Genomic DNA, 15,159 nt, shown 5'->3' with positions numbered 1-15,159 from the left:
TTGATTTTTTTCACTTTATCCAAAAAACACAACTGTAAAATTATTACTTTTTTAGTTTTTCGATTTCGTGTAAGGTTCTATGCATGTCTAGTGCATAAAGTACACTAAAACACTAAAGATGACTATACCCTCCTGATATAATTGCACAAAGTACACTTATTTACTTGTTGGTCCACTATAAAATATTCAAAACCCTTGCCGCATCAACAACCGATGCACCAAGGGTTTATTACACAACATATATATTTTCTTCTTCCGGTATTATATGTGTTTTTTAATCCAAAAAATATTTTTCAATATCTTTTATATCTACCATAAGGGTAATATCTTTAGCCCCTTGTAGATAGCTGAAATAATTAAACGATAGAACATTTCCGTTCTTCGATTTTAAATGTAGATTATCGCCATAATGCATATCAGTAATATCGGCATTTCTTTCAATTGAAGCTTGCTCCTCTTTGCTTAGCAGTTTTTTGTAGAGAAGAAAACTTCGATTAGTACTTGTATCAATAACCCACAGGTTTTTTTTAGTTTCTGATCTGAGAATGACGATATGATCTCCGTCAAAACCATCAATTGAATAAGAATCCTTCGCAATTATTTCATTTATTTTGATAGTTTTTATAATCTCACCGTGGTCATTTAAATATTTTATTACCTGTCCATCATTAAAAACCCATAAATCTCCGAGTTTTGATGTTTCAATCGTTTCCTCATTCCCAAACACAACCGACTCTACTATTTTATTATCTTTAACAAAAATTTTAACCGATCTAGTAAAAATCAAGGGCTCTCCACTAAATTTAGTAGCTGTTACAACAAAGGAATTGGGATTGCTGATACTATTAATTGTCATTTTGGAATAACCTTCATCGCTTAATGTTAAATTTATTTTCCCAGTAAGTTTAGGAGCCTCATCCATATCTTTATTTAAACTAAAAAGAGAACCATTGTTACTTAACCAATAGGTTATGTGTGGTGATTCTCCTAATATAAATTGATTTTTACTTTTTATATTGATAATCCCCCCCTCAACTATAAGGGAACATTTCATTATTTTAGCTAGATATCTTGCAGTAATTAAGGAATGACCATCCATATTAATAATTTCATTTTTATATTCAGCAGATAACTTTCCATTAATATTTATTTTTTTAGAATTCATATTTATTACAACAGTCTGATCAGGGGAGTATATCTTTAAACTACGATCAGATTGGATCCACTCAACGTGATAACCTAATATTGCAAGGCTAGACTTTAACGGAATGTAGTTCAATCCTTCTAAAAAAACAGGGTTATCGATCGGATTTATATCATTTATCACAACCGTATAAGAGGATGCCGCTTTGGCGGAATGAATATTAAATGCAGAAATAAAGCTTATACTTAGACTGCAACAGATCAAAATTTGAATCATTTTTTTCATAAGATTTCTCCTTACATATAATAGAGTTTATTTAACCCCCGTGATGCTCGCGACAAAGCAACAGTAGCAACATTACTTCAGATTTAATCGCTTATATTTTTAAATAAAAGCCCCTCCATGAAATATTTACTATTAATTGTATAATATAATCCATCCATTTGTAACAATTATATGTATTTTCACAAAATTTCTCATATTTACAGGATAAATATGTATAAATGTAGAATTATGTAATATTAAAGCAAATAGTGTTCTTAAGCTACCTTGCGGGTCGCAGGAGGTGAATGATAATCCCCCGCATACTTGATGGTAAGACGTTAATTTTAAACCGAGGTGTAAAATGAAAAAATCAGTACTATTGTTTTTATTTAGCGCACTAATACTATTCTTCTTCATGCCAGTTCAGTCTCATGCAGCAACAACTCAAACAAAAATTATTTTAGATGGCCAGGAGCTAAATCTACCTAATGAAGTTGAAGTCGTAAATGTTCGCAACAATATTATGATTCCCATTCGAGTGGTAGCCGAGAACTTAGAGTTTAACGTGATTTGGGATCAAAAAACACAGAATGTAAATATTCAACAAGGCTCTAAAACAATTACATTAACTGTTGGAAAGCAAGAGGCGTCCGTCGATAACAGTACCGTTTCGCTTAATATTGCCCCACAAATAATCAAAAATACCGTTGTCGTTCCAATTCGATTTGTTAGTGAAGAAATGGGCTTGAAGGTAGGCTGGAATAACCAAGAAAAGATAGTTACTCTAGCAAGCACCCCTACTACTTCTCCACCATCGTCTTCAGCCAACAGTAGTCAAAATGACGCGACAACCAACCTTGTTCACGAAATAAATTATGCAAACAATCAACTCGTCGTCTCGTTAGATCGTGAGGTTACTCCAGTGATTACTACATTGAAAAATCCCGACCGTATTGTAGTGGATTTCCCATCTACGAATTTCGGTAATCTGAGTCAACCAGCACCAACTGGATCTATGGGGAAATTAAGTACTGGTGATATTCCGAATCTTACTGAAGTGCGCTATTCTCTTTTCAAAAATGATCCAGCCCAAGTTCGAATAGTTATTGAATTAAACAATGTGAGTTCGGTTAGTTATAATCAACAATACATCGACGGCAAATTTATTCTTGATTTGATTATGGTAAACGATCCGACACCAGCAACCCCGATTAGTGATTCAGGCAAAAAAGTCGTAGTTATTGATCCAGGCCATGGAGGAAGCGATCCAGGTACAACAAGTATTACAAACAAACATGAGAAGGATTTCAACCTTGCTTTAGCCCTTAAAGTTCAGGCGATCTTGTTACAAGAACCCGAAATAGAAGTGGTCATGACTCGCGAAACAGATGTTTATCCTACACGTTCAGAACGGGTTAAATTAGCTAACGATCTGAATGCAGATGTGTTTGTATCCATCCATGGAAACAGCGTACTCTCTTCCCCACAGACAACGGGAACCGAGACGTTCTATTACCAGCGTGCAAGTAGTGAGGAACTTGCTAACATCGTTCATAAGCATTTGGTCGAAGCAATGGGACTAAAAGATCGTGGTGTAAAAAACGGCAGCTTACAAGTCATTCGAGAAACAACGATGCCCGCAGTTCTTCTCGAAGTGGGTTTTTTAAGTAATCTGCCTGAAGAAGAGGCTATGATGTCAGAGAGCGTTCAAACCAAAGCGGCTCAAGCCATCGTAGATGGGATAAAAGAGTATCTGAAGCTGTAAGTCAGCAAAAAACTCAAGAGGGTGTGCTTCTATGAAAAAAGGAATTCATCTTGCTATCTTAGTATGTGCAATTAGTTTATTAACCGTAGGTTGTGGAAACAAGGACACTTCTTCAGGCCCGGTGCAAGGTTCTAATTCTGCAAGTACTGTAGAAATTCAGGTTTATTACGTTGATGCCCAACTAACCCAACTAGAGAAGAGTACGAAGGAAATTACTTTTGAAGATAACTCCGACAAATACAGTAAGACGTTTGCAGCTCTTCAGAGTAAGGATCAAACCGAGTTAGTCTCCTTATGGAACAAGATTGATTTACTGTCCACAAAATTCGATCAAGGAAAGTTGACATTAGATGTGCATATTCCGGATGAAGCAAGATTGGGTGCAGGAGGAGAGCTTCTAGCCCTAGATGTGCTTAGAGAAACATTTTTTCAGTTCGAGGAAGTTCACAGCATCGATCTGCTTGTAGACGGAGAATCATCTGAAAGTCTAATGGGCCATGTAGAATTGGATCACCCAATAAACCGTGAATAAATCATTCATCAACGGTAATAGCAGTTGGTGGTTCTCATATCAGAATGTTCCTAACGGAATATTTCTGAAATAAAAAAACTGACATTCAATCGTGTGGCTGATTGAATGCCAGTTGGAAACGCCGCAGACATGGGAATTATTAAAATGCTACCCTTTTGAAATACCTTAAAAAGGCATATTGCGCCGGACCAGGATCCAAATGATCCAATGGTTTGATATGAATTTCATAAATATATGACATGTTTGGCTTGATGGGGCCCAAAGAAACAATCGTCGATGTGTCGTTTATGACCTCGCCTTTGCTCCCTAGGTCAAAAATGTTGTCGTTGTTCACTAGAGCGATGAGATGATCTTGAATTTCTCCCTTTGCATAAGTATTATTGGAGAAGTTTTTGAAGGTGACGTGCATAGTATTAAATGCATAGTCAGTGCTTTTCTCGTAGGAGATTTTGACGGGTACGATTTCAGGATCAAAACTGGCCTTGTTGCTTTCATTGTTCATTAATTCCAAACGGCCCTTTTTAAAAAATTCCCCGCTTTCAATAGACGCCACTCTCGATGCTTGATGGAAACTTACTGAGGCAGACAACCCATTTGCAACCCATTTCAAAGGAATCATGATTGTTCCGTTTTTGTTAGTAACGGCGCTATCTGTCTGAACTTCGGTACCATTAATTATGGACATTTTCTGATTCAATGCTGACACAATATGAAGTTTGTCTGAACTAAGGTCCAAGGATTTCTTTACGTTGTCCCATCGAACCACACCGCCCAAAGCGTCGGCAATGATGCGAGCAGGTACCAATATACGGTTGTTGTAATCGATATATGGTAATGTACCACTGCTATAAATTAAGAAAGAACCATTTATGCTAAGTACTACTTTCTTATCGTTTATAGACTCCGCGCTTACATAAGAAGATACATTTAACAATATCACGATCAAAAATATTAGTGCCCCAAGTTTCTTCATATTTCACCATCCTTCTTTGTTTTAAACAATGAAATAATCCAATCTATTAAAATACTTGCTAAAAACCAAGAGAAAAAATGTAGAGCGTAGGGAACAGCCTTCTCAATAAATTCATTCTCAAAGGTGGTCCGAGTCAACCAAGGATTAAGCCATAATAATAATGGATTTGAGAAAAATAGTAGTATGTTTTTGTCATCGTGCCCTGATAAGTTGTAAATACATATTATTAAAGAAAACAGAGGTAGCCAAAAGCTAACCCTCTTAATAAATTTCATTGAGCATTCCTCCATATAAAATATTCAAAACCCTTGCCGCATCAATAACTCCGATGCGCCAAGGGTCTATTACTTAACATATATAGTTTTCCCCGGTCTTAGCTTCAACCGCGGATGAGCCTGTTATCGGCTGCGCTTATAATATCTACCAAAGGTTACGATCGTTAGCAGCATGCCAACAATGCCTATACCCGTTAGAACCCCTTGCGTGAAATCTACCAGATTGCTCCCGTTAGACTCAATGATTTGGCTCACTGTAAGTGAGGAAAAAGAGGCTACGAATAGCATTCCTAAATTTTGTTGTTGTTTTTTATCCATGATTGCAACTCCTACTATTGGTTTGGGTTAACTCCCTTAAATCTTATAAGCCTTCATCGCTTTTCTGATTTCCTTGATGGTAGGGCGCTTGCCGTACATCAACACGCCTGTGCGGTAGATCTTGGCGGCGAGCCAGCCGAAGACAAAGATAGAAACCAGTAGGATCAGAAGTGATACTAGGATCTCCCAAAAAGCTACATCGCCAACCCCGATGCGCAGCAGCATACTGAGCGGGGAAGTGAATGGAATATAGCTTGCTACCTTAACAACCAATGTATCGGCATTCGAAATACTGAATAACGGGATGTAGAAGGTCACAAGGCCCAGCATAGTGATCGGCATAACCGCCTGACCCAAATCCTCGGTACGGCTGACGATGGAACCGATAGCCGCGTAGATTAAGGCATATAGGAAGTACCCCAGAACATAGAGAACCAATCCGTAAATCAGCAGATTGACGTTAAGCTGGCCCAGGTCAAGGTCAAAATCCGTTAGAATCGATGCGTTATGCGGAAGCATAAGATTTGCGGCAACAGCAGCCGCTATAATAGCAATTTGCAACATTCCGATTAAGAAGATACCGATTACCTTGCCGAACATTTGGGCCAGAGGCGATGCGCTCGTAATAAGAATTTCCATAATGCGCGAGCTTTTTTCGGAGGTAACTTCAGCCGCGATCATATTTCCTGTCATCATAATGGACATGAAGAACATCATTAGGAGGGCATATACAATCACATAATTAATGATCGGAGCCTCATCCTTCTCCTCGTCTGTCACGGCAGTTCCATCCGTACTGATCTGCTTCGTATCCAATTGAACGGGTGCGTTCATGGCCCCAATCTGTTCCGGGGTTAACTTGTCACCAGCAATGAGCTGTGCGTTTGCCTGCTGAAGACCCAATTGGAGGAAGGTTTGAACCTCAGCATCCATATCTCCGTCTGGACTATAGAAGGTTACTGGCGGAAGCCCAGTCTCGCTTTCTGCCCCTAATTGGATGTAGCCATCCAACGTTCCTTCATCTAGGGATGTCTTCAGTGCAGAATCTTCAGCAGATGTATACTGATCCACTGTAGCTCCGCCCTCAGTAGTAACTCCTGAAGCATAATTCTTTAACAACTCTGAAGCCCGGCTGCCTTCCGCCGCCACAACAGCAACGTGAATTCCTGCACTCGCTTCATCGTCGCCTTGAAATACTTTAATCAGGTATGGAATATTCATACCAATACTTAACAGCAGTACTAATACCAGCGTAGTGATCATAAAGGACTTCGTTTTTACTTTATTTTTAAAGGTAAATCCGATTATTGTTCCCATCTTATTCATTAGATTCACCACCTACCACTTTGATAAAGATTTGGTTTAATGTTGGTTCCTTGATTTCAAAATGCTCCACTTCGCTTTGCCCTACCGCTTGCTGTAAGATACGCTGTGCAGCGGCTATCTCACTTATCGTCAGCAGATAACCGCGTTCCTGCCGCTGAACACCCGTAACGCCTGGCAAGGTCTCCAAGCCGGATACCTCTGAAGATGTACGAAGCAACACTTCCTCTCGCGGATAACCCTTCTTGATTTCACGGATATCTCCTTGAACGACTGTATTAGAACGATCCATAATGGTAATATGGCGGCATAGCTCTTCAACATGCTCCATCCGATGCGTCGAGAACAGGATGCTCGTACCTTGATCGCGCAATTCTCTAACCGTATCTTTTAGCAGCTCCACATTAACCGGGTCCAGACCGCTGAACGCTTCGTCAAGGATTAAGAGACGCGGCTTATGTACAACCGCTGCAATAAAGCCCATTTTTTGCTGATTGCCCTTGGACAGCTCTTCGACCTTCTTATTGTAATAATCCGGCACATCGAAACGATCCAGCCAGTAACGCAGGCTCTTATCCGCATCACTAGATGACATCCCCCGCAGACGGGCCAAATAGATGATCTGATCGCTAACCTTCACCTTCGGGTACAGTCCCCGTTCTTCCGGAAGATAACCCATGATCTGCTGCAGTTCGCTGTTGAATGCCTTACCGCTATACAGGATCTTCCCATCATCCGGATAAATTAGACCCAACACCATACGCATAGTAGTTGTTTTACCCGCTCCGTTAGCCCCGAGCAAGCCGTAAATTTCACCGGGCTCCACACTCAGGCTAATTCTGTTTACAGCTGTTTTCTCTCCGAATTGCTTCACTACACCATCCAGCTTCAAAGCTTCCATTCTTCAATCCCCTCTCTCTAGATCAACTAATTCAGGATAATGCCCTTGAGTCCATAAGCTGAGTATTTCATCGAGCTCCAGACTACGGCTTTTAATAACATGTACGCCTAAATTCTGGATGCGTTTCTCTATTTTATAAAAATGTTCTGTAACGAATGAAGCCACTCCCGGTGTGTCCATCGTCCAGTGAAGCGTTCCGGGAAGCTCTGCAGAAAGCTCCTTAAGCTCTTCTTGATCGCTGACGTTTACCCATACTTCGTTCCAGAGCCCATATAAGCTGTCTTTCTCAGCCATTCCAAGCACCTGTCCCTGATGCATAAACACGATATAATCAGCCAATCGGCGAACTTCTTCTACTATATGAGTTGAAATCACGATTGTGGCATTATTCTCATTCATATACCGGCGCAAGACCTCAATCATCTTCTTCCAGGCAAAAGGGTCCAAACCCGACGAAGGCTCATCCAGCAGCAGCAGACGGGGGCGTGCAGCCAAGGCAGCCGCAATTTCGAACTTGCGCCGCTCCCCTTTTGACATTTTGCCAAGCTTTATATTTAGGGGGACCTCAAAGGTGTCAATAAGCTCTTGGAAATAAGAGTTATCCCACTGCGGATACCAATAACTTCGGAATCTTGCAGCATCTTCTGCACTCCAGTGTTTCTCCTCTGAGAGCGATGTCTCCGGCACATAGGTTATTCTCTGCCGAAGTTCGACGGGGAGTCTATCTGCATACATACTTTCGAACCAGTAGATCTGCCCTTGTTCCGGGTGATTCAGCTGTAGCAGCATTTGTAGCAAAGTACTCTTACCCGAACCGTTCTGCCCCACCAGAGCGGTGATATGTCCTTCCGGCAGCTTTAGATTAAGCGGGCCTATTGTTTTGGTGCGCCGCTGTTTGCGTACATTCCGCAGTTCAATTGCCATCTGTACCATCCAGTCATACCCCCTTTCACTGTTGTTCTTTATATTTCCGTTCTACAATCTCCTGAAAAATCTCCCTTAGCTCTTCTTCGCTGCTATGAACCGATTGGGCAATATTCACCGCACTCTCCAGTGCCTTTGTAACTGCATCCCGCTTGTATCCCTCACGCGCACCATCTCCTACATGAGAAACAAAAGTACCTGTTCCTTGTCTCGTACGCAGCATGCCTTCCCCCTCCAAATCCTGATATACCCGGCGGACAGTAATGACACTGCAATTCAGGTCCCCGGCAAATTCACGTATAGAAGGAAGCAGCGTTCCTTCCGTAATCACTCCACTTATAATCAGCGCACGCAATTGGGTTTCTATCTGGTGATACAGGGGTTCGGCACTATTTTCATTGATTTGTATAGGTATCCACATCGTTACACACCGCCTTCCACTCCGTTATATCGGAATGCTTCCTTACCTCTTTTATTAATCATACAAGATCCCGCTTCTTCAATCGGTGTATCGTCCATTTAGAGAATAACTGCATAAAGACAACTCCGGTAAGCAGGCTTCCCCACATTAATGGGGATAAGAATTCATACTCTTTAGAACAGGAGATGCTGTAGAAAAGCAAATTTCCTCCCGTTAACTTCACCAGTGCAGAAACCCCGGCACATATTATCATGATGATAAAGGTAAACAAGCAGTACATCTTGCCGCTGAACAGAAACTCGATGAAGATATAAAGACCTGTCACAGCAAGACCATAACCAATCCAGGTTAGGGCAAACACGGTATACGGAACCGGTGACATCTCCAGCCTGATCTCCCTGCCGATTCCATACATCAATCCGAAGAACAAAATACCGTTCAGGCCTAAGGTTAGAATTGCCTGAATTTTTCTCTTGCATAGAATAACTGCAGCCGGTATAGGCAGACTGTGCAAGTAGGCTAACATTTTGGTATATGAATCTTCGCTCAAATACGTGAACGTACGCCGAGTGTAGGTAAAACCAAGGATGGGAACCATCGTAATCAGCATGAAGTCTACAATCGCTGTCTGTTGCTTATCACCTATGGAGCTATTAATCAGCATTCCTGTGAAAAACACCAAGTAACCGATCATAAAAACCGAGAACAATAAGGTGAACAGTATTGATAATTTGTCCCCGCGCAACTCACCACGCAACATAAACCAGGAATCTCTTAATGTCCTCATGAACACTAACCTCACTTTATTGTTTAGAATTCACTCGTAATCTTCAGGATGTGTTTACCTGTGCTTACTGTATATATCTATATACACAGTATATGTCCTTAATTTTCCATCGTCAAGCACTTTTTAACTTTTTCACAAAAGAGTTTAGGCCACCTTTTTCGGCTCAACACTAAAATCAGTTCTTGACAGGTGACGAGAAAGACAGAAATCCGTTATGTCCTGTATAGGGTTTTCTCCCTCTATTTCTGCACCCGGAAGCGTCAGTAAAATAGATGTATTTTATACACTTATTTCTAGCTTTTGGCGCTCGGATGTATGGATAGATGTACTTTGTGCAACTAAAAACACGAATATGCCGGTTAAACCCCGGAATACCAAAAAATAAGTGTATAAAGTGCAATTAAACACCCTAAAGTGTGCTAAGGGAGAAATATAAGTGTACGTTGTGCAACTATATAAATTGATCCCCCTATAGGTAGACGATTTTCCGTAGTTGTCGCGGATACCCCGAGGAGATACTTCTACTCTCATACACAAACTTCTTGACGCTACCGTCCGCAACCCGGATTCGGCTACCTGTAAGACGTAGTTACCCCAAACCCGGTGAAACATCAGGAGAGGTTAGATCGAAATCGTTCCACGCACAGTGACGTAAACGGAAAATCAACCACTGATTTCGAGAAAGAGCCCCTTTTTCGGCACATAAAAACCCGTCAGCCTTTAAGGCTGACGGGTTTCACTGTAATGCTACGCCATTTTGTTAAGCACCTAAAATAACTTCCCACACCGGCTTCGTATGTCCGCCCGGATACAACATGTAGAGCAGCACATACACCATAACACCTGTAATGGCCGTTGCGAACCAGATCATAGATGTGATTCTACCCCACTTACGATGTTTGGCATATTTCGCCTTGAAGCCAAGGGTAAGTGTGGTTAGTCCGAATACTGCGGCGACCGTTGCCAATACAATGTGGAAGATCAGAAAGACATGATAGATCATAGTTAATTCTTCGGGACCGCCCCATGAGGTGTTCCCCACGAATAACGTTCTGGAGGTATACACGATGAAGAATAATAGAGCAGCCACAGCAGCAGCTATCATCGCCTTCTTGTGCGCCTCGCGTTTCCCCTTAATAATGAGTCTCCAGCCAATCGCAACCAATACCGCGCTAATCACGATGAATGCTGTACTGATCGTTGGAAACAGTGTGAAAATATCCATGATTATCCCCCTTGATAGTGCCAGCTACGCACGGGTCAAGCTGCCACTTTCCAACCCTGAGGATGGAGGCAATTCTTCGCTGTCATCTTGCCCGTTCTCTTTTTTATACCAATGATAGAACACATAAGCAAGCATGGAGGCAAAAATAAACTCCTGAATGAACTTCATCGCTATGCCCCCTACCTGCTGATCCACCTTAGGAGACATCCATCCGAAGAACGTAGGACCCCCAAAGGCCTGCAGAAGTGCGGCAGGATCACCCGGCACACAATACCCCATCGCGAGCGCCCAGGTATCCGGATCACTGTATGTTGCATACAACGGCTGGGTCGCAAATATAATCAACCCGCACGCAGGAGTCAGCAGTACCATGTTCAAGAAAATAAAGCCGATCTTACCTAATCCCGAAGCCATCCGGCGTTCCGGCAGCGGATTGATCAATGTCCACCACATCAGTGAGGAGGTAAGAAATAATACGGCATAATAAATGCGGTGAATGCTGAAATGCAGCATCACATAGTCATGGATCACCGGTATATGATACAGGGAGAACAATCCGTTAAACAGCAAAGCCGCAACCACAGGTTGAGCTAAAAAGGACAAGCGCCGAAAAGGATTAACCTTTAGCGCCGACCGCCACACCCACTCGGGAATCCCCATCATGATCAGGGGTACTGCTACCAGGTAGGATAAGGCCATACTAACCATATGGAATGAGAACATTAGATGTCCAAGCAGACTGATCGGCCCGCCTTGAGCGAGATATAGGAAAAACATCCCGGAAACAAACAAAGCTCTATGGCGAAAAAGCACCGGAACAGAACCGGGAAAACGGTCGGATAGCGGTCCAATGAGCACGAAATATCCCGCCGTAAGCAGCAGCATTACCGCCAGAAAGAGCGGACTCCACAAATCAGCAAAGCTAAAATATTCTAATCCCAGCATGAACACACCTCCTAACGCAGGGCACCAACACCTTTATAACGGTGAACCAATGGAGTTAACTTATGTTTCCGAAGCAGCGATACTCCTTATCGCTTTTAGGTATCCGTACGAGAAGGATAGAAGTCTGTTAAGCCCTATAGAGGGGTTTTCTCCCTCTATTTCTGCACCTGACACCCCGTTTGGGCAATTAGAGGGGATTTCGCCCGCTAATTTAGAGGATATACCTCCTTGGGGCAGTATGGGTAAGATTATGGGTATATTTTCCTTCTAATCTCAATTTCATGGCGTTTTGGTCGGTATTAGCGGGCATTTTCCCCTCTAATACACCGAAGGATTGGTCCGCAACCCGGATTCAGCTACCTGTAGGGCGTAGATGTCCCAAACCCGGTGAAACATCAGCCCTTTTTATACTCTAAAAAAGAGGGGGCTTATCCGCCCGCCTCTCTCTTATTCGCTAATCCCACCATACCCAATATAACGCCATTATAATACAGGTTCCGGCAATAAAGAATCCACCGAGCATGAAGATGATTGGCAGCAGATGTCCCTTGTCTTTCAAGTGCATCCAGAAGCCCATTTGCAGGAAAACCTGAAGTACAGCCATTATCAACAAAAGAACAACTGTAAAGGTGGGGTTAACCCCCCCGGCTGCTACTGCAGCAAAGGCAATAAGTGTAAGAACTATGGAGAAGACGAAGACAACAATATGTCTTTGCGGGCCTTCCGTCCGATGACGGTGCTTAACCCCGTTAACTTTTGATTGCTGATCGGTCGTCATGGCCTTAGCCCACCTTTCCAAGCAGGTACACAACGGTGAAGATGAACACCCACACCACATCAATAAAGTGCCAGTACATGGCTGAGACATAAATCTTAGGCGCAGTTACAACCGTCAGACCCTTGTATGATAACTGACCGATTAATAGCGATATCCAAGCAATACCAAAAGCTACGTGAGCACCGTGGAATCCGACCAGCGTATAGAAAGCCGAGCTGAAGGCGCTTGTAGTCATACCGAATTCTTCATGTCGTACATACTCTGAGAATTCGTAAATTTCTAATCCCAAAAAGCCTAAACCGAGTAATACGGTAAGGATCAGCCAGTTCCGGAGCTGTGCTATGTTGTTTCGGTGCATAGCTTGGATGGCGAATACACTGGTTAAACTGCTGACTAAGAGAATGAACGTCGCTGCTGCAACAAGCGGCAGATGAAATAACTCATTGGCAGATGGACCATCGTTGGTCTGATTACGCAGTGCCAGAAAGGTAGCAAAGAGGGTGCCGAAGAGCACCGCCTCACCGCCTAGAAATAACCAAAAGGCTAGAACCTTATTACGTCCCTCAGCTGTGGCTCTCTCCGGTTCGTGCGGAAGAGTACCGTTAGCAGCTTCTGCATGTGCTGTTGTCATGACTTCTCACCTTCCTTCCAGCTCTTCAGGTTCGATATGCCAGCCATGATCGTCATACAACGACCTGATCAGCATAGCTCCGAACGTAATGAGAAGTCCAAGTGCGGTAACAATGTAATTATTAAAGAGGAAGCTCATAAAGGCATTCCCGAATTCATCTCGACTGAACATAAATCCAAGTCCGGCGATGAAAATACCTACTGACATTACAAAAGGAATGGCTGTTGCTGAAGGCATATGGATTGATCCAACAGGTTCAGCAGGTGTCATAGCGGTATGACCCGCCGTTTTTTCTTTCCAGAAAGCATCAATGCCGCGTACAAGCGGTGTTTGCTTGAAATTGTATTCCGGCGGCGGAGATGGAATCGTCCATTCCAGCGTACGGCCGTCTTCCCAAGGATCATTTGACGCATCCGCTGGTCTTCTAGAAGTCAGATAAATATTTATAAGGAAGATAATCATCCCTACGCCCATTAAAAACGCACCAATCGTACTTACCAGATTCAGCAAATCAAACTGCTGATTCGGCAAGTAAGTAAATACGCGGCGCTGCATACCCATCAGACCCAGGAAATGCTGAACAAAGAAGGTCATATGAAATCCGAGTATAAAGGTCCAGAATGTCCACTTGCCCAGAGACTCACTGAGCATACGGCCAAACATTTTCGGCCACCAGTAATGAAGACCCGCGAACAGCCCCAGTACTAGACCCCCGACAATTACATAGTGAAAATGGGCCACGACGAAATACGTATCATGGAACTGAAAATCTGCAGGTGCCGACGCTAGCATTACACCCGTTACGCCGCCCATAGTAAAGGTAGGAATGAATCCAGCTGCGAATAGATTTGGTGTAGTAAAGCGCACTTGCCCGCCCCACATCGTGAACAGCCAGTTAAAGATTTTAATACCGGTTGGAACGGCAATCAGCATCGTAGACACGGAGAACAATGCGTTCGCTACTGGCCCAAGACCTGTCGTGAACATATGATGCGCCCAAACCATGAACCCGAGAAAGGCGATTAGGATTGTAGCGAATACCATTGAACTGTACCCGAACAGCCGCTTGCGTGAGAAGGTCGGAATAACCTCCGAGATGATACCGAAAGCCGGAAGAATGAGGATATATACTTCGGGGTGCCCGAATATCCAGAAGATATGCTGCCAGAGTACCGGGCTGCCGCCGCCCCCTACTTCGAAGAAGTTCGCACCCAGGATCCGATCGAATGTCAGGAGTACGAGACCTACTGTAATTGCAGGAAAAGCGAACAAAATAATAGCAGAGGTAATAAATGTCGTCCAAGCGAACATCGGCATCCGCATAAAGGACATCCCCGGTGCACGCATGGTGATAATCGTTGCCAAAAAGTTAATACCGCCGATTAAGGTACCCAGCCCGGCAATCTGCAGGCCAATAGTGTAAAAGTCCACCCCGTGCGTAGTACTGTAGGTTGAGGTCGAAAGTGGTGCATAGGAGGTCCACCCTGCATCGGGAGCTCCACCCATAATCCAGCTCAGATTAAGTAAGATCCCACCGAACAGAAAGGTCCAGAAGCCCAGCGCATTCAAGAAAGGGAATGCTACGTCTCGAGCGCCTATCTGCAGCGGAATAACCGCATTCATAAGGGCAAAGATTACGGGCATGACGCCTAAAAAGATCATTGTTGTGCCATGCATCGTAATTAACTCATTGAAAGTTTGCGCATCCAGGAAATCATTCATAGGCTTGATCAGTTGGATACGGATCAGAATGGCTTCAAGCCCCCCGATGCCAAAAAACAACCCTCCTGCCCACAGGTATAAAATAGCTATCTTCTTATGATCGACCGTTGTGATCCAGTCCATCAGCCCGGTATGGCGCTTAACGCTGGAACCATGTCCTAAAGGCTTCGATGAGTTCAAGGTATGTGCGTGAGCCAAGGTATTTCCCCCCTCTTCATATATGCTGCTCGT

Annotated in this window: 16 protein-coding genes; 2 read left to right on the top strand and 14 right to left on the bottom strand. The window is 43.2% G+C overall.

The annotated features are described in order from the left end of the window. Positions 1 to 274: 274 nt before the first annotated feature. Entirely contained in the window at positions 275 to 1,429 is a 1,155-nt protein-coding gene (locus tag J2T20_RS22930; protein WP_307591907.1) for a stalk domain-containing protein, read from the bottom strand. Between the two features lie 340 nt (positions 1,430 to 1,769). On the opposite strand from J2T20_RS22930, the gene J2T20_RS22925 reads away from it, so the two are divergent. After that, positions 1,770 to 3,173 (top strand): N-acetylmuramoyl-L-alanine amidase family protein, encoded by a 1,404-nt coding sequence (locus J2T20_RS22925; protein WP_307591905.1) that lies wholly within the window; start codon positions 1,770 to 1,772, stop codon positions 3,171 to 3,173. A gap of 31 nt (positions 3,174 to 3,204) precedes the next feature. Then, positions 3,205 to 3,705: a GerMN domain-containing protein gene (locus J2T20_RS22920; protein WP_307591903.1), complete on the top strand. Its 501-nt coding sequence runs from the start codon at positions 3,205 to 3,207 to the stop codon at positions 3,703 to 3,705. Positions 3,706 to 3,844: 139 nt separating this feature from the next. On the opposite strand, the gene J2T20_RS22915 is transcribed toward J2T20_RS22920, so the two are convergent. The 13 genes from J2T20_RS22915 to ctaD all read right to left on the bottom strand — a co-directional run bounded on the left by J2T20_RS22915 (position 3,845) and on the right by ctaD (position 15,051). After that, positions 3,845 to 4,678 (bottom strand): copper amine oxidase N-terminal domain-containing protein, encoded by an 834-nt coding sequence (locus tag J2T20_RS22915; RefSeq protein WP_307591901.1) that lies wholly within the window; start codon positions 4,676 to 4,678, stop codon positions 3,845 to 3,847. After that, the gene (locus tag J2T20_RS22910) at positions 4,675 to 4,953 is read right to left on the bottom strand and encodes a hypothetical protein (RefSeq protein ID WP_307591900.1); all 279 of its coding nucleotides are present in this window, start codon (positions 4,951 to 4,953) and stop codon (positions 4,675 to 4,677) included. The genes J2T20_RS22915 and J2T20_RS22910 overlap by 4 nt, the downstream gene beginning before the upstream one ends. 123 nt (positions 4,954 to 5,076) lie before the next feature. Next, entirely contained in the window at positions 5,077 to 5,271 is a 195-nt protein-coding gene (locus J2T20_RS22905; protein WP_307591898.1) for a hypothetical protein, read from the bottom strand. 36 nt (positions 5,272 to 5,307) lie between these two features. Beyond that, a complete protein-coding gene (locus J2T20_RS22900) occupies positions 5,308 to 6,597 on the bottom strand; it encodes an ABC transporter permease (RefSeq protein ID WP_307591897.1) in 1,290 nt (429 codons plus the stop codon). Continuing rightward, entirely contained in the window at positions 6,590 to 7,495 is a 906-nt protein-coding gene (locus J2T20_RS22895; protein WP_307591896.1) for an ABC transporter ATP-binding protein, read from the bottom strand. The genes J2T20_RS22900 and J2T20_RS22895 overlap by 8 nt, the downstream gene beginning before the upstream one ends. Before the next feature lie 3 nt (positions 7,496 to 7,498). Continuing rightward, on the bottom strand, positions 7,499 to 8,428 hold the full coding sequence (locus J2T20_RS22890) for an ATP-binding cassette domain-containing protein (RefSeq protein WP_307591894.1): 930 nt from the start codon (positions 8,426 to 8,428) through the stop codon (positions 7,499 to 7,501). Positions 8,429 to 8,444: 16 nt separating this feature from the next. Continuing rightward, the gene (locus tag J2T20_RS22885) at positions 8,445 to 8,840 is read right to left on the bottom strand and encodes a GntR family transcriptional regulator (RefSeq protein WP_307591893.1); all 396 of its coding nucleotides are present in this window, start codon (positions 8,838 to 8,840) and stop codon (positions 8,445 to 8,447) included. Positions 8,841 to 8,898: 58 nt separating this feature from the next. Beyond that, positions 8,899 to 9,627 (bottom strand): hypothetical protein, encoded by a 729-nt coding sequence (locus J2T20_RS22880; protein WP_307591891.1) that lies wholly within the window; start codon positions 9,625 to 9,627, stop codon positions 8,899 to 8,901. A gap of 760 nt (positions 9,628 to 10,387) precedes the next feature. Continuing rightward, positions 10,388 to 10,852 carry a DUF420 domain-containing protein gene (locus J2T20_RS22875; protein ID WP_307591889.1) on the bottom strand — a complete coding sequence of 155 codons (465 nt, stop codon included), beginning with the start codon at positions 10,850 to 10,852 and terminating at the stop codon, positions 10,388 to 10,390. Between the two features lie 24 nt (positions 10,853 to 10,876). After that, entirely contained in the window at positions 10,877 to 11,797 is a 921-nt protein-coding gene (gene ctaG, locus J2T20_RS22870) for a cytochrome c oxidase assembly factor CtaG (RefSeq protein ID WP_307591887.1), read from the bottom strand. A 454-nt stretch (positions 11,798 to 12,251) separates the two neighbouring features. Next, complete coding sequence (locus J2T20_RS22865; RefSeq protein ID WP_307591886.1) at positions 12,252 to 12,575, bottom strand: cytochrome C oxidase subunit IV family protein; 324 nt, start codon at positions 12,573 to 12,575, stop codon at positions 12,252 to 12,254. Positions 12,576 to 12,579: 4 nt separating this feature from the next. Beyond that, complete coding sequence (locus J2T20_RS22860) at positions 12,580 to 13,206, bottom strand: cytochrome c oxidase subunit 3 (RefSeq protein ID WP_307591885.1); 627 nt, start codon at positions 13,204 to 13,206, stop codon at positions 12,580 to 12,582. A gap of 6 nt (positions 13,207 to 13,212) precedes the next feature. After that, positions 13,213 to 15,051: a cytochrome c oxidase subunit I gene (gene ctaD, locus J2T20_RS22855; protein WP_307591909.1), complete on the bottom strand. Its 1,839-nt coding sequence runs from the start codon at positions 15,049 to 15,051 to the stop codon at positions 13,213 to 13,215. Positions 15,052 to 15,159 lie beyond the last annotated feature (108 nt).

Source organism: Paenibacillus wynnii, from assembly GCF_030812855.1.
Lineage (GTDB): Bacteria > Bacillota > Bacilli > Paenibacillales > Paenibacillaceae > Paenibacillus_AQ > Paenibacillus_AQ wynnii_A.
The sequence above is the reverse complement of the archived record's forward strand: the minus strand, read 5'-3'. Positions and strand labels throughout refer to the sequence as shown.